The organism is Pseudomonas oryzagri, from assembly GCF_020831405.1.
Lineage (GTDB): Bacteria > Pseudomonadota > Gammaproteobacteria > Pseudomonadales > Pseudomonadaceae > Geopseudomonas > Geopseudomonas oryzagri.
Map to the genome: position 1 here is coordinate 112,734 of NZ_JAJHPU010000008.1, position 17,390 is coordinate 130,123.

Here is a 17,390-nt window from a genome sequence, read left to right on the forward strand (position 1 = left end):
GGGCCGCGGCGCCGCAAGTGTTCACAAATCACTTTAACTGCAAGCCATCAACTCATATGAATCAATGGCTTGCAGAACGTTCTCAAGACTCTGCCTGATCTCGGGGCTTCAGGCGCAAGGCCACCGAATTGATGCAATAACGCAGCCCGGTCGGCGCCGGACCGTCGGGGAATACATGGCCCAGGTGGGCGTCGCAGCGCGCGCAGAGCACTTCGATGCGATGCATGCCGTGACTGACATCCTCCACCCGGCGCAGGGCGTCGGCGGAGACCGGCTGGAAGTAGCTGGGCCAACCGCTGCCGGAGTCGTACTTGGCATCCGAGTCGAACAGCGGCGCATCGCAGCAGGCGCAGTGGTAGGTACCGGGGGTGACGCAGTGGTAGTACTCGCCGGTGAAAGGCCGCTCGGTAGCCTTCAATCGACACACTTGGAACTGGCTTTCCGATAGCTCTTCGCGCCACTCCTCCAGCGGTTTCTCGACCTTGTCCATGTTATTCACCTCGCCCGGGAAAAAAGCCGGCCCCTTCCCTTTCGCAGGGCCCGGGGCAGTCGTATGATGCGTGGCTTTCAGTCTGTCACCCGCTCTCGAGCCTGCCAAGCCGCCCACCGGACGATTTGCGCCAGCGCCGGGACGGCGCTGGTTCGGTTAGATCGGGGTCCCCTCATGCAGGTCAGCAAATCCAACAAGCTCGCCAACGTCTGCTACGACATCCGCGGGCCGGTACTCAAGCACGCCAAGCGCCTCGAAGAGGAAGGCCATCGCATCCTCAAGCTGAACATCGGCAACCCCGCGCCGTTCGGCTTCGAGGCGCCGGAGGAGATCCTCCAGGACGTGATCCGCAACCTGCCCATCTCCCAGGGCTACAGCGACTCCAAGGGCCTGTTCAGCGCCCGCAAGGCGGTGATGCAGTACTGCCAGCAGAAGAACATCGAAGGCGTCACCATCGAGGACATCTACCTCGGCAACGGCGTCTCCGAGCTGATCGTCATGGCCCTGCAGGCGCTGCTCAACAACGGCGACGAGGTGCTGATCCCGGCACCGGACTACCCGCTGTGGACCGCCGCCACCAGCCTGGCCGGCGGCAAGGCGGTGCACTACCTGTGCGACGAGCAGTCGAACTGGTATCCGGACATCGACGACATCAAGTCCAAGATCTCCAGCAACACCAAGGCAATCCTGCTGATCAACCCGAACAACCCGACCGGCGCGGTGTATCCGAAGGAAGTGCTGGAGCAGATCGTCGAGGTCGCCCGCCAGCACAACCTGGTGATCTTCTCCGACGAGATCTACGACAAGATCCTCTACGACGGCGCCGAGCACATCTCCACCGCCTCGCTGGCCCCGGACGTGCTGTGCCTGACCTTCAACGGCCTGTCCAAGTCCTATCGCGTGGCCGGCTTCCGCTCCGGCTGGGTGATCATCTCCGGACCCAAGCACAAGGCGCAGAGCTACATCGAGGGTCTCGACATCCTCGCCAACATGCGCCTGTGCGCCAACGTACCGGCCCAGCACGCGATCCAGACCGCGCTGGGCGGCTACCAGAGCATCAACGACTTGGTCCTGCCGGGCGGCCGCCTGCTCGAGCAACGCAACCGCGCCTGGGAGCTGCTCAACGACATCCCCGGGGTCAGCTGCGTCAAACCGATGGGCGCACTCTACGCCTTCCCGAAGATCGACCCGAAGGTCTGCCCGATCCACAACGACGAGAAGTTCGTCCTCGACCTGCTGCTCTCCGAGAAGCTGCTGATCGTCCAGGGCACCGCCTTCAACTGGCCGTGGCCGGACCACTTCCGCGTGGTCACCTTGCCGCGCGTCGACGACCTCGAGCAGGCCATCGGCCGCATCGGCAACTTCCTCAAGGGCTATCGCCAGTAACACCTGCCGGCCAGCCGCCCCGACGCGGGCGGCTGGCGCGAGTCCCGCCATGGATCTGCAGATCGAACACTTCTACCAGGACGCCAGCCGCGCCCTGCTATTGCTTTACCGCGTGTTTCCGCGCAAGACCCCGCTGTACATCGACGAACTGATCGGCTTCCAGGAGCTCGACCAGTACGGCCTGCCCAGCCCCCGCCACCAGAGCTGCCTGGGCACCCTGCTGTGGCTCGGCGACGAAGGCTACCTGCGCCACGACGGTCCGCTGCACTACGAGGCGATCGACCAGGCGGTGCTCACCGAGAAGGCCTTCCTGCGCCTGACCACCCGCATCGCCGACCCGATACTCGAGGCGGCCGGCCTACCCCCCGATCAGCTGCGCGTTCGCAGCACCCTGGCCCGGCAGTTGCAGCATGCCATCGACAGCAGCGACGACGAGCAGCTCGCGCGCCTCGCCCGTCTGCTGTTCGCCCCGACCCAGAGCGTCCGCAGCGACACAGTTTGAAATAGCGCCACAATTGAATTGCCCCCGGCGCTCCCTTATATAGCCGCTCAGACTCATCGCGACTTTGCCGCAAGGAGACGGTTTCATCATGATGCGTATTGTGCTGTTCCTGGCCACCAACCTGGCCGTGTTGATCATCGCCAGTATCACCCTCAAGCTGCTCGGGGTGGACCGTTTCACCGGCCAGAACTACGGCAGCCTGCTGGTCTACTGCGCCATCTTCGGCTTCGCCGGCTCGCTGGTCTCGCTGTTCATCTCCAAGTGGATGGCGAAGATGAGTACCGGCACGGAAATCATCAGCCAGCCGCGCACCCGCCACGAGCAGTGGCTGCTGCAGACCGTCGAGCAGCTGTCGCGCGAGGCCGGCATCAAGATGCCCGAGGTCGGTATCTTCCCGGCCTACGAGGCCAACGCCTTCGCCACCGGCTGGAACCGCAACGATGCGCTGGTCGCCGTCAGCCAGGGCCTGCTCGAGCGCTTCTCGCCGGACGAGGTGCGCGCCGTGCTGGCCCACGAGATCGGCCACGTGGCCAACGGCGACATGGTGACCCTCAGCCTGATCCAGGGCGTGGTGAACACCTTCGTGATGTTCTTCGCGCGCATCTTCGGCACCTTCGTCGACAAGGTGGTGCTGAAGAACGAGGAAGGCAACGGCATCGGCTACTTCGTCGCGACCATCTTCGCCGAACTGGTGCTCGGCATCCTCGCCAGCATCATCGTCATGTGGTTCTCGCGCCGCCGCGAATACCGCGCCGACGAGGCCGGCGCCAACCTGGCCGGCACCGGCGCGATGATCAGCGCCCTGCAGCGCCTGCGCGCCGAACAGGGCGTACCGGTGCAGATGCCCGACAGCCTGACCGCCTTCGGCATCAACGGCGGCCTCAAGCATGGCCTGGCCGGCCTGCTGATGAGCCACCCGCCGCTGGAAGACCGCATCGAGGTCCTGATGCAGCGCGGCCGCTGATCGCCGGCCACAACGCATTCACACTGAGCTTGGGCGACGCGAGTCGCCCTTTTTTTGTCTGTAATATTCCTCTCCCGCCACGGATTTGCGAGACCCTCGATGCGCGCGCCCCTCTCCCTCGTCTTCGCCGCCCTGCTCCTGCTCACCGGCTGCCAGAGCGCCTACTACACCGCCATGGAAAAGGTCGGCGTGCACAAGCGCGACATCCTCGTCGACCGCGTGGAGGAGGCGCGCGACGCCCAGCAGGATGCCAAAGAACAGTTCCGCGACGCTCTCGAGCGCTACCGCAGCGTCGTGCAGGTCGACGGCGGCGAACTGGAGACGCGCTACGAGGCGCTGAACAGCGAGTACCTGGCCAGCGAGGAAAGTGCCAAGGCGGTGCGCCAGCGCATCAAGGCGGTGGAGGACGTGGCCGAGGCGCTGTTCGACGAGTGGGAGGCCGAGCTCGACCAATACAGCAACGCCAGTCTGCGCAGCGCCAGCGCCCGCGAACTGGCGCGCACCCGCCAGGACTACCGCAATCTGATCCAGCGCATGCAGGCGGCGGAGCGGCGTATCGCGCCGGTGCTCAGCGTGCTGCGCGACCAGGTGCTGTTCCTCAAGCACAACCTCAACGCCCGCGCCATCGGCGCGCTCAAGGGCGAGTACCGCACCCTGCAGGGCAACGTCGATCAACTGCTGCGCGACATGCAGCGCGCCATCGACGAGTCCGACGCCTTCGTGCGCCGCATGCAGAGCGGCAGCTGAAATCGACGGGGCCGCCTTCGCGGCCCCCGCCTCAGCGGCGCGTCAGCCGGTAGACGCGCTCGCGCAGCCAGCTCACCCCCAGGGCATGGAACCCGGCGTTGTCCGCCAGCACATCCTCGTCGGTCAGCAACTCGACCCGCCAATCCGCTCCATACAGCTCGCGCACCTCGGCGTCGCTCACCGCGAACGGCGGCCCCGGGCGCTGCTCCTGCAGATAGTCGAGGGTCACCAGCAGCCCCGCGCAATCGCCCGGCAGCAGAGCGGCCAGATGCGCGACGTAGCGGCGGCGCATCTCCGCCGGCAGGGCGATCAGCGCGGCGCGGTCGTAGTAGCCCCGGCATCGGGCCGTCTGCGCCGGGGTGACGGCGAAGAAATCGCCCAGCAACAGGGCGATGCCCTCGGCCTGGTGGCGACGCAGGGCGCCGTCGGCACCGACCGCCGCCGCCAGGCCCTGCTCGGCGAAGAATTCGTGCACCGCCTTCTCCGCCAGTTCCACGCCGAGCACCCGATGGCCGTGGGCCGCCAGCCAGGGCATGTCCAGACTCTTGCCGCACAACGGCACCAGCACCTCGCTGCCCGCCGCCAGGCCCAGCCCCGCCCAGTGGGCCGGCAGCGCCGGATGCACCTCGCTGCGATGAAAGCCGATCTCGTTGCGCGCCCAGCGCGCCTGCCAGAACTCCTCGTGCACGGTGACTCTCCTTCGGCTTGATTCGATATGTATGGTCGAAAACTTATACTGGATTTCGATCATTCGCCTGTCGAAGATAGCAACATCGCCATCCGGAGACACCCCATGCTGCCCAGCTTGTTCATTTCCCACGGCTCGCCGATGGTCGCCCTGGAGCCGGGCGACACCGGCCGCACCCTCGCCCGCCTGGCCCGCGAGCTGCCGCGCCCCAAAGCCATCGTGGTGGTCTCCGCGCACTGGGAAACCACCGACCTGCGCCTGACCTCGGCACCCCGCCAGCAGGCCTGGCACGACTTCTACGGCTTCCCGCCGGCGCTCTACGCGTTGAACTACGAACCGCCGGGCGACCCGCAGCTGGCCCTGGAGATCGTCGAGCTGCTGGAGGACGCCGGCCTGCCGGCGCACCTCGACCCCCAGCGCCCGCTCGATCATGGCGCCTGGGTGCCGCTGATGCTGATGTACCCCGCCGCCGACATCCCGGTGCTGCAGCTGTCGCTGCCCAGCCGACAGGGCCCGGCGCTGCAGACCCACATCGGCCGTCTGCTCGCCGACCTGCGCTCGCGCGGCATCCTGCTGATCGGCTCCGGCAGCATCACCCACAACCTGCGCGACCTGGACTGGCACGCCGGCCCGGAAGTGGTCGAGCCCTGGGCCAGCGAGTTCCGCGACTGGCTGGCCGGGCGCCTGGCCGCCGACGACGAGGCGGCCCTGCACGACTACCGCGCGCAGGCGCCCTGGGCGGTACGCAGCCATCCCAGCGACGAGCACCTGCTGCCGCTGTTCTTCGCCCGCGGCGCCGGCGGTGCGTTCGCCATCGAGCACGCAGGCTTCAGCAAGGCGACCCTCGCCATGGATATCTACCGCTTCGGCTGAGTCCCACCACCGGCGACGCGCCGGCCGCGGCCAGATTCTCCCGCGCCCCAAACGAAAACGCCCCGAACCAGTCGGGGCGTTTTCATTCAGCGCGGGGCGCGCCTCATTCTTCGTGGTAGCGACGCAGGCGCAGGGCCTTGCCGGCGACACGGGTTTCCTTGAGGCGACCGAGCAGGCGCTCGAGGCCCTCTTCCGGCAGTTCGACCAGGCTGAAGGTCTCGCGCACCTGGATGCGGCCGATGGCCTCGCGGGCCAGCTTGCCCTCGTTGATGATGGCGCCGAGCAGGTTCTTGGCGGCGACGCCATCGCGCTTGCCCAGCGCGGTACGGCAACGCACGCGGCCTTCGGCCAGCGGCTCCATCGGACGACGGGCACGCGGCTCGCCGCTGCGCTCGCCACGATCGCCACGCTCACCGCGTTCGGCGCGCTCGCCGGTCGGACGTTCGCGCAGCGGTGCCGGGGTCAGCGGCTGTTCGCGGCGCACACCTTCCAGATCCAGGGCCTGGCCCTGGGTCTGCTTGGCCAGCAGCGCGGCGGCCAGCGCCTCGGGGGTGCAGTCCAGGCGGCGGCACAGCTCGGCGCACACGGCGCCACGGGCGGCGTCGGCACCTTCCAGCAGCGGCTTGAGCGCATTGGCCAGACGCTGCAGGCGCGCCTCCAGCACGGTCTCGGCGTCCGGCAGCTTAATCTCGCCCACCTTCTGCCCGGTAACCCGCTCGATCACCTGCAGCATGCGACGCTCGCGCGGGGTGACCAGCAGCAGGGCGCGACCGGTACGACCGGCACGGCCGGTACGGCCGATACGGTGCACATAGGATTCCGGATCGTAGGGCATGTCGACGTTGAGCACGTGGGTGATGCGCGGCACGTCGAGACCACGGGCGGCGACGTCGGTGGCCACCACGATGTCCAGCGAGCCTTCCTTGAGCGACTCGATCACCCGCTCGCGCTGGGCCTGCGGCATGTCGCCGTTCAGCGCGCTGACGCGGTAGCCGTTGCGCTCGAGCAGCTCGGCGATGTCCAGGGTGGCCTGCTTGGTGCGCACGAAGGCGATCAGCGCGTCGAACTGCTCCACCTCGAGCAAGCGCAGCACCGAAACCGGCTTCTGGTCGGCGTGGACCATCAGGTGAGCCTGCTCGATGCGCTCGACGGTCTGGGTCTTGGCGGCGATCTTGACGTGCTTGGGCGACTTCAGGTGGCGCTCGGCGATGGCGCGGATCGAGGCCGGCAGGGTCGCGGAGAACAGCACGGTCTGGCGGCTTTCCGGCAGCGCCTCGAAGATCACCTCGATGTCTTCCATGAAGCCGAGCTTGAGCATCTCGTCGGCCTCGTCGAGCACCAGGCGCTCGACGCTGGTCAGCAGGTTCTCGTCGCGGCGCAGGTGGTCGCACAGGCGGCCGGGGGTGGCGACGACGATCTGCGCGCCCTGGCGCAGGGCCTTGAGCTGCGGGCCCATGGGCGCGCCGCCGTAGACGGCGACGACCTTCACGCCCGGCATCTGGGTGGAATAGGTTTCGCAGGCGGTGGCCACCTGCAGCGCCAGCTCGCGGGTCGGGGTGAGGATCAGCACCTGCGGCTCGCGGCGCGCCGGGTCGATGCGCGACAGCAGCGGCAGGGCGAAGGCGGCGGTCTTGCCGGTGCCGGTCTGCGCCTGGCCGATCATGTCGTGGCCGGCGAGGATCACCGGAATCGACTGCTCCTGGATGGGAGAGGGTTCCTCGTAGCCGACCGCGGCGATGGCCGACAGCACGGCGGGATGCAGATCAAGCGCGGCGAAGCCGCCAACGGTAGTCTCGGTCATGGGTATTTGCCTCGTGTACATCCGCAAAGACCCATAGCCAGTGCTGCGCCAGCCAAAAGCAAAACCCTGAGGGTTACCCTGGCAGCCTGGTCGGCGGGGATTTGCGAAATCGCGTGGAAAGGATAGTTCGTCAAGAGATGCCCGTGACGACGGGCGCACAGCAGCAGAAGCAGCGCTTCCAGGAAAAAGCGGGTCTGGAAAGGGGTGTTTCGAAGCTGGCGCGCAGTGTAACGCAAAATGTGTGCCGAGTCGCGTCTTTTTCCGCGTCGACCGCCTCGCCAGCGCCTGCGGCCGCTCAGCTGGCCGGGCGCAACACCTGCAGATAGGCGTCGAAGCCATAGCCGACGCGGCCCGCCAGTTCGCCGGCGCGCGCGCCGAGGCGAGCCGGGTCGAGCGTCTGCTCGGGGTCGGCCGGCACGTAGAGGATCACGTTGCCCTCGGGAACCGGACATTCCCAGTAGCAATGTCGGAATACCCCCCGCAACAGCGCGGCACCCAGCGGCTTGCCGTCGCTGGCGGTCCACTGGTTGATCACCAGCCAGCCACCCGGGCGCAGGCGCGCGCGACAGGCCTCGAGAAAACCCCAGGCGATGTGCGCCGAGGCCGGGCCGGCGTCGGTGTAGAGGTCGAGGAAGATCACGTCGGCCGGCGCGCAATCGCTCAGCAGCGCCCGGGCATCGCCGATGCGGATGGACAGCCGCGGGTCCTCGCCCAGGCCCATGAACTCGCGGGCCAGGCGCGGCACCGCCGGGCGCAGTTCGACCGCGTCCACCGCAGCGACCGGCAGATGCCGCAGGCAGGCCATGGTCAGGTTGCCGCCGCCCAGGCCGAGGAACAGCAGGCGCTCGGCGCGTTCGGGCAGCAATGCGCCGAGCAGCATGGCGCGGGTGTAGTCGTACTCCAGCCAGGCCGGATCGGGAACGTAGCTGCAGCTCTGCTCGACCTCGTCGCCGAACTCGAGGAAACGGTAGTCGCCGGACTGCACCACGCGGATCACCCCGTAGTCGTCGTGCACCTCGGCCAGTTGCTGGTAGTTGCCCATGTCGCTGTTCCCGGAAAAAACCCGCGCATGCTACCAGAGCGCCGGCGAATCGATGCAGCCGGGCTTTGCGGGCCAGCGGTCCCGGATCGGTTACCATAGCGCATCACTATCAGTCGCGAGCCGAGCCGTCCGATGAGCAACGCCTGGAACCCCGCCAGCTGGAGAAGCAAGCCGATCCAGCAGCAACCCGTCTATCCCGATGCCGAGCATCTGGCGCGCGTCGAGCAGACCCTGGCCGGCTATCCGCCGCTGGTGTTCGCCGGGGAGGCCCGCGAGCTGCGCCGGCAGTTCGCCGAGGTCACCCAGGGTCAGGCGTTCCTCCTCCAGGGCGGCGACTGCGCCGAAAGCTTCGTCGAATTCTCCGCCGCGAAGATCCGCGACACCTTCAAGGTGCTGCTGCAGATGGCCATCGCCATGACCTTCGCCGCCGGCTGCCCGGTGGTCAAGGTCGGTCGCATGGCCGGCCAGTTCGCCAAGCCGCGCTCGGCCGGCGAGGAGACCATCGGCGGCGTCACCCTGCCCGCCTACCGCGGCGACATCGTCAACGGCATCGGCTTCGACGCGCAGAGCCGCGTGCCGGATCCGGAGCGCCTGCTGCAGGCCTACCACCAGTCCACCGCCACCCTCAACCTGCTGCGCGCCTTCGCCCAGGGCGGCTTCGCCGACCTGCACCAGGTGCACCAGTGGAACCTCGACTTCATCGCCAACGGCGAGCTGACCGACAAGTACGGCCAGCTCGCCGACCGCATCGACGAGACCCTTGCGTTCATGCGCGCCTGCGGCCTGGAAAGTGCCCCGCAGCTGCGCGAGACCAGCTTCTTCACCGCCCACGAGGCGCTGCTGCTCAACTACGAGCAGGCCTTCGTGCGCCAGGACAGCCTGACCGGCGGCTGGTACGACTGCTCGGCGCACATGCTGTGGATCGGCGACCGCACCCGCCAGCTGGATGGCGCCCACGTCGAGTTCCTACGCGGCGTCGGCAACCCGATCGGCGTCAAGGTCGGCCCAAGCATGAACACCGAGGAGCTGCTGCGCCTGATCGACATCCTCAACCCGGACAACGACCCGGGCCGCCTCAACCTGATCGTGCGTATGGGCGCCGACAAGGTTGGCGAGCACCTGCCGCGACTGATCCGCGCGGTCGAGGGGGAGGGCCGCCTGGTGCTGTGGAGTTCCGACCCGATGCACGCCAACACCATCAAGGCCTCCAGCGGCTACAAGACCCGCGACTTCGTCCAGGTACTCGACGAGGTCAAGCGCTTCTTCCAGGTCCACCAGGCCGAGGGCAGCTACGCCGGCGGCATCCACATCGAGATGACCGGCCAGAACGTCACCGAGTGCATCGGCGGCACCCGCCCGGTCACCGAGGCCGGCCTGTCCGATCGCTACCACACCCACTGCGACCCGCGCCTGAACGCCGACCAGTCGCTGGAGCTGGCCTTCCTGATCGCCGATACCCTCAAGCAGGTGCGCCGCTAAGCGCCACCGTCGACGCCAGCCCGGCGTGCGTCGACGGATCGGCCGGCGGGGCGACCGTCCGTCCCGCCGCCGCCTATCCGGGCTTGGCGCTGGCACTCCGGCGCCTAAACTTTAAAGACAAGCACAAGCTCCAGTGCTTTGCTGCCGGCCTGTAGCCGGCCCTGACATCGAAGGGGGAGTGGTTGGATCATTCTGCGGAGGTGATCAACATGAAACTCTCTTACCTACTGCTGTCGCTGTGCCTGATCCCAGTGGCAAGCCAGGCCGCCGAGGAGATGGAGCCCCTGGTAATCACCCGGCCCAGCGCGGCGGCTGAGATGCCGGAAGCGGTGCCCTATCGCTATGGCATGCAGCTGGATATCGACAAGGTGATTTCCATCCACGAGCCGGATGAAATGACCTGCGAGGCGGTGACCGCGACCATGGTCTACGAGGACTCGAGCGAAACCCGTCGCGCCCTTTCCTACCTCAAGGTTCCCGCCAGCTGCAGCCGCTGGGGCTGACCGGCAACCCGCATTGCCCCCCAGGGATCGGTAGCGCAATGCGGGCCCCCGGCGCCGTTGAGTAGCGCGGCACCCGGGCACTTTCGCAGCCTCCGCGCAGGCTCCGAAAGCCAGCACTCCTGCATCTCGAACACGCCCGATGCCGTCCCTCAACGGTCATCCCAGAACGGCCGGTTGCTCTCCATCCAGATGTCGGCGCGGCCGTAGCCGATATCCTTGAGCGCCGCGTCGCTCAGGGCGGCCAACTGGCGGCGCTGGCGGGCCAGCTGACGCCAGCGGCCGATGCGCCGCCATGCCCGCCGCCACCAGGCCACGCGCTCCTCCTGTGCCATCCATGCCCCACTATCGACTTGCTTCGCATGCCCTTTCATCGCCTGATCCTCCCGCTGTGTGTGGATTCAGTCTCGATCCGGGCATAAGATCAATCCAACGAATAGTTGTTATGCAACGCATCTTGAGGATTGATGGATGAGCTATCCGAGCATCGACAGCGAGCTGCTGCGCACCTTCGTCGCCATCGCCGACAGCGGCGGCTTCACGCGCGCCGCCGAGGCGGTCAACCGCACCCAGTCGGCGGTGAGCATGCAGATGAAGCGCCTGGAGGAGGACGTGCTGCGCCGCGCGCTGTTCGAGCGCGACGGCCGTCAGGTGCGGTTGACCGCCGAGGGCCAGGTACTGCTCGGCTACGCGCGGCGCATCCTCAAGCTGCAGGGCGAACTGCTCTCCACCCTGCGCGAGCCGCACATGGTCGGCGCGGTGCGCATCGGCACGCCGGACGACTACGTGATGCGCTTCCTGCCGGGCATCCTCTCGCGCTTCGCGCAGAGCCACCCGCTGGTCCAGGTCGAGGTGCACTGCGAGCCGTCGACCCAGCTGCTGCAGCGCCAGGACCTCGACTTCAGCATCGTCACCCGCCAGCCGGGCAGCGAGATCGGCCAGCTGCTGCGCCAGGAGCGTTTCGTCTGGGCCGAGGCGCGCGGCTACAGCCCGCACGAGCAGACGCCGATGCCGCTGGCGATGTTCAACAGCGACTGCTTCTGCCGCGCCTGGGCGTGCAACGCCCTGGACGCCATCGGCCGCCCCTACCGGATCGCCTACACCAGCCCCAGCCTGTCGGCGATCATGGCGGTGGTCAGCGCAGGCCTCGCCGTCACCGCCCAGTTGCAAAGCATCATCACCCCGGACCTGCGCATCCTCGGCGAGGCCGAGGAGCTGCCGGCGCTGCCCGCCACCAGCATCGTGCTGCTGCGCCGGCCGGGCTCGGAGTCGCCCGTCACCGACACGCTCGCCGAACACATCGTCGAGGGCTTCAGGCTTTGACGCCGAGCAGCGCGGCGCACAGCAGCAGGAACAGGCTGAACAGCCCGCGCAGCAGCGGCTGCGGCAGGGCATGGGCCAGTTTCACCCCCCAGCCGATACTGAGCAGGCCGCCGATGGCCAGCGGGATGCCGGTCGCCCAGTCGACCTGGCCGTGAATGCCGTAGGTCGCCAGCGCCACCGCCGTGCTCGGCGCTGCCAGCGCCAGTGCCAGGCCCTGCGCCACCACCTGACTGACGCCGAACGCCAGGGTCAGCACCGGCGTGGCCACCACCGCGCCACCGACGCCGAACAGGCCGCCGACCAGCCCGGAGCCGCTGCCGAGCATGCCCAGCCAGGGCCAGGGACGGTTCAGGACAGGGCTGCCCGCCCCGGCGCGCAAGTACACCTGAGTCAGGTTCCAGGCCGCCAGCGCCAGCAGGAATGCGACGAAACCGCGGCGCATCGCCTCGGCATCCAGGCCCACCGCAATCCCGGCGCCCACCCAGGCGAGGCAGAACGAGGAAAAGCCGAGCAGCAGCGCATGCCGCCAATCGATGCGATTGCGCTGGTGGTAGCGACGCAGCGCGAGCAGCACGTTGGGCACTACCATCACCAGCGCGGTCCCTTGGGCCAGTTGCTGGTCGAGGCCGAATAGCAGGCCGAGAGCGGGAATCGCCAGCAGGCCGCCGCCGATGCCGAACAGACCACCGAGGGCGCCGAGCAGCAGGCCGAGGCCGATGTCGAGGAAAAACTGCAGCAGGGTCATGGCGCCTCCGGAAAAGATGGAGCCATGCTACGCAGGGGCTGCTGGGCGCGAAACGCAAAGCCATGCACAATGGCTGTGCTCATTTCGCAAAGCGAACACCCATGAACGCCGATCCCCTCACCAGCCAGCTCGACCTGTTCCTCGACGTGCTGGCCTGCGGCAGCTTCTCCGCCGCCGCCCGCCGTCACCAGCTCACCCCCTCGGCGGTGGCGCGGCGCATCGACGCGCTGGAACAATCGCTGGGCAGCACCCTGGTCCAGCGCAGCACCCACGCGGTAAAGGCCACCCCGGCGGGCCTGGCGTTCGCCGAGCGCGCCCGGCGCATCCTCGACGAACTGCGCCTGGCCCGCGCCGAAGCGGTGTCCTTGAGCAGCGCGCCGGAGGGGCTGATCCGCATCGACGCCCCGGCTCCTTTCGGCCGCCGCCACCTGGCGCCGGCCATCGCCGAGTTCCTGGTCGCCTATCCCGGTCTGGACGTGCAGCTGCGCCTGATCGACAGCTTCGTCGACCTGCAGGGCGAACACCTCGGCCAGGTCGACCTGGTGCTGCGCATCGGCCCGCTGGCCGACACGCGCCTGGTCGCCACACCGCTGGCGCCGATGCGGCGCGTCCTCTGCGCCAGCCCGGAGTATCTGAAGCGCCGCGGCACGCCCACCGATCCGCGCGAGCTCCCCGAGCACGACGGTCTCGACTGGGACGCCCTCGCCCCGCCCCATGCCTGGCGCTTCGAGATCGACGGACAGAGCCGGCTCATCCGCCCCGGCCGTCTGCGGATGACCGCCAACAATGCGGAAACCCTGCTGTTCGCCGCCCAGGCCGGGCTCGGCATCGCCCATCTGCCGACCTGGCTGATCAGCGACTACCTGCTACGCGGCGAACTGATACCACTGTTCTGCGAGGGCGGCCTGCCGAAGGCCGAGCCGAGCGGCATCTACGCCCTGCGCCTGCCGCAACCCGCCGCGTCGCGCACCCGCCTCCTGCTGGAGTTCCTCAAGAACCGCTTCGGCCCACTGCCGCCCTGGGACCTGGCGCTGCAGGCCAGCTTCGGCAAATAGGCGCGCAGAAACGCAAAAGCCCGGCGCTAGGCCGGGCTCTTGTATACACGCGTCAGACTCAGGCTTGCGGAGCCTGGGTACGGCCCTTGTAGGAGCCGTCGCGGGTGTCGATTTCGATCCAGTCGTCGATGTTGACGAAATCGGCCACTTTGACTTCGGTGCCGTTGCGCAGCTTGGCCGGCTTCATCACCTTGCCGCTGGTGTCGCCACGGGCAGCGGTCTCGGTGTAGGTGACCTGACGCACGATGGTGGTCGGCAGGTCGACGGAGATCACCTTGCCTTCGAAGAACACGGCTTCGCAGACGTCGGTCATGCCTTCTTCGATGAACGGCAGGACGCTTTCCAGATCTTCCGCACGCAGTTCATAGGAGTTGTACTCCGGATCCATGAACACGTAGTCCTCGCCGCTGATGTAGGACAGGGTCACTTCCTTGCGATCGAGGATGACCGGCTCCATCTTGTCGTCGGCCTTGTAAACGGTTTCGGTCTTGGAACCGTTGATCAGGTTGCGCAGCTTCATCTTGACGATGGCGCTGTTACGGCCGGACTTGGTGAATTCAGCTTTCTGAATCAGCCACGGCTGGCCGTCGATCAGGGCTACGCTGTTGGCCTTCATTTCTTGTGCGGTTTTCATGCGAAATATCCGGATGTGACTGGAGGTACAAGATCTAAGCCGCACATTATAGCGAACTCAGGTAAAACTGTTCCAGCGCCGCCGCAAGATCGGGTCGGGAGGCCTGCTCCGCGCACCAGAGTTCGGCATGCGCGCGCCACTCCGCCCAGTGCGGCTGCAGCGTCTGCCATGCCGCGCCCATCCCTGCCCCGGCATTCCACGCCTGCCACAGCTGTCGCACCGCCAGGGCCGCCGACGGCGACAGCCCCTGCAGGTAGAGCGCCAGAAACGCCTCCAGCTTCTCCCAGTGGGCATCCTCCTGTTGCTGATAGATGTGCCAGAGCAACGGCCGCCCGGCCCACTGCGCGCGCATGAAGGAATCCTCGCCGCGCACCGCGTTGAAGTCGCAGCACCACAAGAGGCGGTCGTAGTCGTCCTGGGACACGAACGGCAGCACCTGCACCTGCAGATTGCCGCGCCGGGCGACGAAGCCCGGTTGCAGTTCATTCGCCTCGCCCAGCCACCGGCGCAGATCGCCGAGAATCCGTCCGCGCGGCACCAGCAGACGGGTCGCCTGCGGATCGGCGGCCAGCGCATCCAGCCACTCGCCCAGGCCGGGATTCTCGTAGGCGAACAGCGAGATCAGCCGCTCCGCGCCCTGCACGGTGACGCCCAGGCCGGCGAGAAACGCCTGTCGCGCCGCCTCATCGGCCTGGAAGGCACGCCGCCGCGCCAGCAGGTCGCCCTCGCGCAGCACCCCGCCGGTACCGGCGACGAAGCCGGGAAAGAAGAAGTACTTCTGCAAGCCCTGCCCCTGCGGCGACGGCAGGCCATGGCAGCCGGCCACCCAGTCCTCGGCGCTGAGATACTCCAGGTTCAGCCACAAGGGCCGCTTCCCGGCGGCGCGCATGGCGGCGACCTGGGCTTCCGGCAGGGTGCAGCCGAAGGCTTCGATCACCACGTCGGGCTGCGGCTGCGGCTGCCAATCCTTCGCCCAGTGGCAGACCTCCACGCCGGCCACCTGTTGACGCGCCAAGCCGGCATCGGCCTGGGGACAGAGCGCGACGAAGGCGGCCGGCTCGTCGACCCACAGGCGCACCCGATGGCCATATTCGGCCGCCAGCTGACGCGCCAGCCGCCAGGTCACCCCGATGTCGCCATAGTTGTCCACCACGTTGCAGAAAATATCCCAGCTCGCCATTTGCCCCTCCCCCTCGGCCGGAGCGCAGTCTAGCAGCAACCCCCTCACCCCCAATTCCACCCTAAGCTAATGAAAAAATTGAAAAAACCTTTGCATTTCAAAAAGGCTTCGACTACATTGTGCGCCGTCGACAGGGCAACGCCCCAACGACGCGAAATATGGTGAGGTGTCCGAGCGGTTGAAGGAGCACGCCTGGAAAGTGTGTATACGGGAAACCGTATCGAGGGTTCGAATCCCTCCCTCACCGCCATATTTGATAGCAAAAGCCCCGCAATGCGGGGCTTTTGCGTTTCTGGGTATTTTGTTTCCACACTTGCTCGCACATCTGGACTGCGCGTGCCCCGCCCGCCAGACCACGATACGGCTATGGTGGAAAGGTAGGCATACGAAGCAATGTCCTGCTGGAAGGATCTGAACCTCCTCCCTCTCTCCTGGCTACCCAGCAGCTCCAGGCCACTACCAACAGCCCTGCATCGGGGCAGCCGGCAGATCGGGCTGATGGATCAAGAGCAGGCTCTTTGCTGCATCAGGCCCGGCATGGTTTGGTAAAGGCGCGCCGAGGGCTGGTCGGTCGGCGGCGATCCGCACAAGGACGCGGACTACGACGTGGCGAACCGCTCGGGCGACATCGGCGAGTGGGAACGCAACCTGCGCTTCGACTACGTGGTGCAGAGCGGCGCCCTCAAGGGCCTCGGCCTTGCCTGGCTGAATGCCTCGCTGCGCCGCGACGTGACCACCACCATCGACGAAAACCGGTTGATCGTCAGCTACAGCCTGCCGCCACTCTAACCCACCCCTTCGACGGCAGAGTCCTCTGCCGCCTGCCCTGCCTCAGGCTGCGTTCCAGCTGACGCCTCCGCGCGCGCCTTGAGGCTGTGGTTCATGGCATCGAAGCCTTGCCGCGTGTGGGTCAGCCTGCGGCGCAGCAGACCCACGAGCAGACCGCTGAAGGTTTCGGAATGCACCAGGCGCGTGGTTCCGTTGCCCCGTCGGAGCAGCTCGAAATGATGCTCGCCATCGAGCAGGCCCGGCACCAGCCAGTGGCCCCGCCAGCGCATCGACTGGTCAGGGGCGACCTCCATCAGCCTGGGCGCGAAGCACATGTCGCCTTGCCCGGGAGACTGGATGCGGATGCGCAGTCTTTGCCCCGCGGCCACCTCCCCCTCGATCTGGCGAATGAAGGGGTTCCATGCCGGGTAGGATGCGAAGTCGGTGAGCACTCGCCAGATCTGCGCCGGCGTGGCGTGGATGTCGATCTGCGTGTGCAAGTGCAACAAACCCATAGCGATAACTCCCCCTTCTGGCCTGAATCAAACCGTATTGCCGGCGATTCTTCTGAGATCAGGCACGCTGGCGAACTCTTCCTCAGGCGCCAGCCTGCCAAGGGCTTCCCGGGTGCCATAACCCCAGGCGACTGCACCAAATGCGAGGCATGCGGATTTGGCCGCCTCGTGGTCGGTCGGCTGGTCGCCGATATAGATGGCTGCCGTGGAGGCTATTCCGGCTCGGCGCAGAACTCGGCGCAGGCGCGAGGCCTTGCCGAAGATGGAGGCTCCACATTCGAAATGGCTGAAATGCCGGCAGCTCGCACCGAGAACGCGGGCGATGTTTTCATGGGCATTGGACGACACCAGCGCGACAACGATCCCGCGCTCGGTCAGGTATGAAAGTGTCGTGTCCACCTCGTCGAAGAGCGGGATCTCCTCTATCCGTTCCCGCATCAGCGCCATGAAGCCCTGCGCCACCATTGGCAGTTTCCAGGAGGCTATGCCGAGGTGGCTCATGAGCTCGCGAGGGCTGCGCCCTCTGAGCATTTCGACTTCCTCCCGATCAACCCGCTTGAACGAATATCTGTCGGCCAGCGTGTCGATGATCGACACGAAGAACGGGAAGGAGTCGGCAAGCGTGCCATCGAAGTCGAAGATGGCGAGTTCGTACCCTGGAGCCGGGCCTTTTTGCGGTTTTGTCACGATTGTCTCTA

At 67.0% G+C, this 17,390-nt stretch carries 19 protein-coding genes, 1 tRNA gene and 1 pseudogene; 11 read left to right on the forward strand and 10 right to left on the reverse strand.

What is annotated here, in order from left to right; genetic code table 11:
• Positions 1-82: 82 nt before the first annotated feature.
• A complete protein-coding gene (msrB, locus tag LMJ29_RS02455) occupies positions 83-490 on the reverse strand; it encodes a peptide-methionine (R)-S-oxide reductase MsrB (protein ID WP_229603718.1) in 408 nt (135 codons plus the stop codon).
• Positions 491-664: 174 nt separating this feature from the next.
• Between msrB and LMJ29_RS02460 the strand changes: the two genes are divergently transcribed.
• The 4 genes from LMJ29_RS02460 (at position 665) to LMJ29_RS02475 (ending at position 4,089) form a co-directional block, all read left to right on the forward strand.
• Complete coding sequence (locus LMJ29_RS02460; protein WP_229603720.1) at positions 665-1,876, forward strand: pyridoxal phosphate-dependent aminotransferase; 1,212 nt, start codon at positions 665-667, stop codon at positions 1,874-1,876.
• 49 nt (positions 1,877-1,925) lie between these two features.
• Positions 1,926-2,378 (forward strand): hypothetical protein, encoded by a 453-nt coding sequence (locus LMJ29_RS02465; protein WP_229603722.1) that lies wholly within the window; start codon positions 1,926-1,928, stop codon positions 2,376-2,378.
• A gap of 88 nt (positions 2,379-2,466) precedes the next feature.
• Positions 2,467-3,342, forward strand: a complete 876-nt coding sequence (htpX, locus tag LMJ29_RS02470) for a protease HtpX (protein ID WP_229603723.1) — start codon at positions 2,467-2,469, stop codon at positions 3,340-3,342.
• A gap of 99 nt (positions 3,343-3,441) precedes the next feature.
• Positions 3,442-4,089, forward strand: coding sequence for a DUF2959 domain-containing protein (locus tag LMJ29_RS02475; RefSeq protein ID WP_229603725.1), 648 nt, complete (start codon positions 3,442-3,444; stop codon positions 4,087-4,089).
• Between the two features lie 31 nt (positions 4,090-4,120).
• Here LMJ29_RS02475 and LMJ29_RS02480 read toward each other — a convergent pair whose 3' ends face one another.
• Positions 4,121-4,777, reverse strand: a complete 657-nt coding sequence (locus tag LMJ29_RS02480; RefSeq protein ID WP_229603726.1) for a thiopurine S-methyltransferase — start codon at positions 4,775-4,777, stop codon at positions 4,121-4,123.
• Between the two features lie 105 nt (positions 4,778-4,882).
• Between LMJ29_RS02480 and LMJ29_RS02485 the strand changes: the two genes are divergently transcribed.
• Positions 4,883-5,650, forward strand: a complete 768-nt coding sequence (locus LMJ29_RS02485; RefSeq protein WP_229603727.1) for a DODA-type extradiol aromatic ring-opening family dioxygenase — start codon at positions 4,883-4,885, stop codon at positions 5,648-5,650.
• A 103-nt stretch (positions 5,651-5,753) separates the two neighbouring features.
• Here LMJ29_RS02485 and LMJ29_RS02490 read toward each other — a convergent pair.
• Positions 5,754-7,486 (reverse strand): annotated as a pseudogene (locus tag LMJ29_RS02490) (DEAD/DEAH box helicase).
• Positions 7,487-7,746: 260 nt separating this feature from the next.
• Positions 7,747-8,493 carry a spermidine synthase gene (locus LMJ29_RS02495; RefSeq protein ID WP_229603729.1) on the reverse strand — a complete coding sequence of 249 codons (747 nt, stop codon included), beginning with the start codon at positions 8,491-8,493 and terminating at the stop codon, positions 7,747-7,749.
• Between the two features lie 132 nt (positions 8,494-8,625).
• Between LMJ29_RS02495 and LMJ29_RS02500 the strand changes: the two genes are divergently transcribed.
• Positions 8,626-9,972, forward strand: a complete 1,347-nt coding sequence (locus LMJ29_RS02500) for a class II 3-deoxy-7-phosphoheptulonate synthase (RefSeq protein WP_229603731.1) — start codon at positions 8,626-8,628, stop codon at positions 9,970-9,972.
• A 209-nt stretch (positions 9,973-10,181) separates the two neighbouring features.
• Positions 10,182-10,475, forward strand: a complete 294-nt coding sequence (locus tag LMJ29_RS02505) for a DUF2790 domain-containing protein (protein WP_229603733.1) — start codon at positions 10,182-10,184, stop codon at positions 10,473-10,475.
• A gap of 149 nt (positions 10,476-10,624) precedes the next feature.
• Here LMJ29_RS02505 and LMJ29_RS02510 read toward each other — a convergent pair whose 3' ends face one another.
• Positions 10,625-10,807 carry a DUF1127 domain-containing protein gene (locus LMJ29_RS02510; RefSeq protein WP_229603875.1) on the reverse strand — a complete coding sequence of 61 codons (183 nt, stop codon included), beginning with the start codon at positions 10,805-10,807 and terminating at the stop codon, positions 10,625-10,627.
• A 136-nt stretch (positions 10,808-10,943) separates the two neighbouring features.
• On the opposite strand from LMJ29_RS02510, the gene LMJ29_RS02515 reads away from it, so the two are divergent.
• The gene (locus LMJ29_RS02515) at positions 10,944-11,795 is read left to right on the forward strand and encodes a LysR substrate-binding domain-containing protein (RefSeq protein ID WP_229603735.1); all 852 of its coding nucleotides are present in this window, start codon (positions 10,944-10,946) and stop codon (positions 11,793-11,795) included.
• On the opposite strand, the gene LMJ29_RS02520 is transcribed toward LMJ29_RS02515, so the two are convergent.
• Positions 11,785-12,540 (reverse strand): sulfite exporter TauE/SafE family protein, encoded by a 756-nt coding sequence (locus LMJ29_RS02520; RefSeq protein ID WP_229603737.1) that lies wholly within the window; start codon positions 12,538-12,540, stop codon positions 11,785-11,787. The two genes, LMJ29_RS02515 and LMJ29_RS02520, sit on opposite strands and share 11 nt — an antisense overlap.
• Before the next feature lie 101 nt (positions 12,541-12,641).
• On the opposite strand from LMJ29_RS02520, the gene LMJ29_RS02525 reads away from it, so the two are divergent.
• Positions 12,642-13,595: a LysR family transcriptional regulator gene (locus LMJ29_RS02525; RefSeq protein WP_229603739.1), complete on the forward strand. Its 954-nt coding sequence runs from the start codon at positions 12,642-12,644 to the stop codon at positions 13,593-13,595.
• A 58-nt stretch (positions 13,596-13,653) separates the two neighbouring features.
• Here the strand turns inward: LMJ29_RS02525 and efp are convergent, their stop codons facing one another.
• Together efp and earP are read right to left on the reverse strand one after the other, a co-directional pair.
• Positions 13,654-14,229 (reverse strand): elongation factor P, encoded by a 576-nt coding sequence (efp, locus tag LMJ29_RS02530; RefSeq protein ID WP_229603741.1) that lies wholly within the window; start codon positions 14,227-14,229, stop codon positions 13,654-13,656.
• A 46-nt stretch (positions 14,230-14,275) separates the two neighbouring features.
• The gene (gene earP, locus LMJ29_RS02535) at positions 14,276-15,409 is read right to left on the reverse strand and encodes an elongation factor P maturation arginine rhamnosyltransferase EarP (protein ID WP_229603743.1); all 1,134 of its coding nucleotides are present in this window, start codon (positions 15,407-15,409) and stop codon (positions 14,276-14,278) included.
• 160 nt (positions 15,410-15,569) lie between these two features.
• Here earP and LMJ29_RS02540 point away from each other — a divergent pair.
• A tRNA-Ser gene (locus tag LMJ29_RS02540) sits at positions 15,570-15,659 on the forward strand.
• Positions 15,660-16,015: 356 nt separating this feature from the next.
• Complete coding sequence (locus tag LMJ29_RS02545; RefSeq protein WP_229603745.1) at positions 16,016-16,198, forward strand: OprD family outer membrane porin; 183 nt, start codon at positions 16,016-16,018, stop codon at positions 16,196-16,198.
• On the opposite strand, the gene LMJ29_RS02550 is transcribed toward LMJ29_RS02545, so the two are convergent.
• Together LMJ29_RS02550 and LMJ29_RS02555 are read right to left on the reverse strand one after the other, a co-directional pair.
• Positions 16,195-16,692, reverse strand: a complete 498-nt coding sequence (locus tag LMJ29_RS02550; RefSeq protein WP_229603747.1) for an SRPBCC domain-containing protein — start codon at positions 16,690-16,692, stop codon at positions 16,195-16,197. The genes LMJ29_RS02545 and LMJ29_RS02550 overlap by 4 nt on opposite strands.
• A gap of 27 nt (positions 16,693-16,719) precedes the next feature.
• Entirely contained in the window at positions 16,720-17,379 is a 660-nt protein-coding gene (locus tag LMJ29_RS02555) for an HAD hydrolase-like protein (RefSeq protein ID WP_229603749.1), read from the reverse strand.
• Positions 17,380-17,390: the final 11 nt, after the last annotated feature.

What these genes read in the sequence shown, in the direction of transcription:
- msrB (WP_229603718.1), bottom strand. Translation starts at nt 490, where the DNA reads ATGGACAAGGTCGAGAAACCGCTGGAGGAGTGGCGCGAAGAGCTATCG.
- LMJ29_RS02460 (WP_229603720.1), top strand. Translation starts at nt 665, where the DNA reads ATGCAGGTCAGCAAATCCAACAAGCTCGCCAACGTCTGCTACGACATC.
- LMJ29_RS02465 (WP_229603722.1), top strand. Translation starts at nt 1,926, where the DNA reads ATGGATCTGCAGATCGAACACTTCTACCAGGACGCCAGCCGCGCCCTG.
- htpX (WP_229603723.1), top strand. Translation starts at nt 2,467, where the DNA reads ATGATGCGTATTGTGCTGTTCCTGGCCACCAACCTGGCCGTGTTGATC.
- LMJ29_RS02475 (WP_229603725.1), top strand. Translation starts at nt 3,442, where the DNA reads ATGCGCGCGCCCCTCTCCCTCGTCTTCGCCGCCCTGCTCCTGCTCACC.
- LMJ29_RS02485 (WP_229603727.1), top strand. Translation starts at nt 4,883, where the DNA reads ATGCTGCCCAGCTTGTTCATTTCCCACGGCTCGCCGATGGTCGCCCTG.
- LMJ29_RS02495 (WP_229603729.1), bottom strand. Translation starts at nt 8,493, where the DNA reads ATGGGCAACTACCAGCAACTGGCCGAGGTGCACGACGACTACGGGGTG.
- LMJ29_RS02500 (WP_229603731.1), top strand. Translation starts at nt 8,626, where the DNA reads ATGAGCAACGCCTGGAACCCCGCCAGCTGGAGAAGCAAGCCGATCCAG.
- LMJ29_RS02505 (WP_229603733.1), top strand. Translation starts at nt 10,182, where the DNA reads ATGAAACTCTCTTACCTACTGCTGTCGCTGTGCCTGATCCCAGTGGCA.
- LMJ29_RS02510 (WP_229603875.1), bottom strand. Translation starts at nt 10,807, where the DNA reads ATGGCACAGGAGGAGCGCGTGGCCTGGTGGCGGCGGGCATGGCGGCGC.
- LMJ29_RS02515 (WP_229603735.1), top strand. Translation starts at nt 10,944, where the DNA reads ATGAGCTATCCGAGCATCGACAGCGAGCTGCTGCGCACCTTCGTCGCC.
- LMJ29_RS02520 (WP_229603737.1), bottom strand. Translation starts at nt 12,540, where the DNA reads ATGACCCTGCTGCAGTTTTTCCTCGACATCGGCCTCGGCCTGCTGCTC.
- LMJ29_RS02525 (WP_229603739.1), top strand. Translation starts at nt 12,642, where the DNA reads ATGAACGCCGATCCCCTCACCAGCCAGCTCGACCTGTTCCTCGACGTG.
- efp (WP_229603741.1), bottom strand. Translation starts at nt 14,229, where the DNA reads ATGAAAACCGCACAAGAAATGAAGGCCAACAGCGTAGCCCTGATCGAC.
- earP (WP_229603743.1), bottom strand. Translation starts at nt 15,409, where the DNA reads ATGGCGAGCTGGGATATTTTCTGCAACGTGGTGGACAACTATGGCGAC.
- LMJ29_RS02550 (WP_229603747.1), bottom strand. Translation starts at nt 16,692, where the DNA reads ATGGGTTTGTTGCACTTGCACACGCAGATCGACATCCACGCCACGCCG.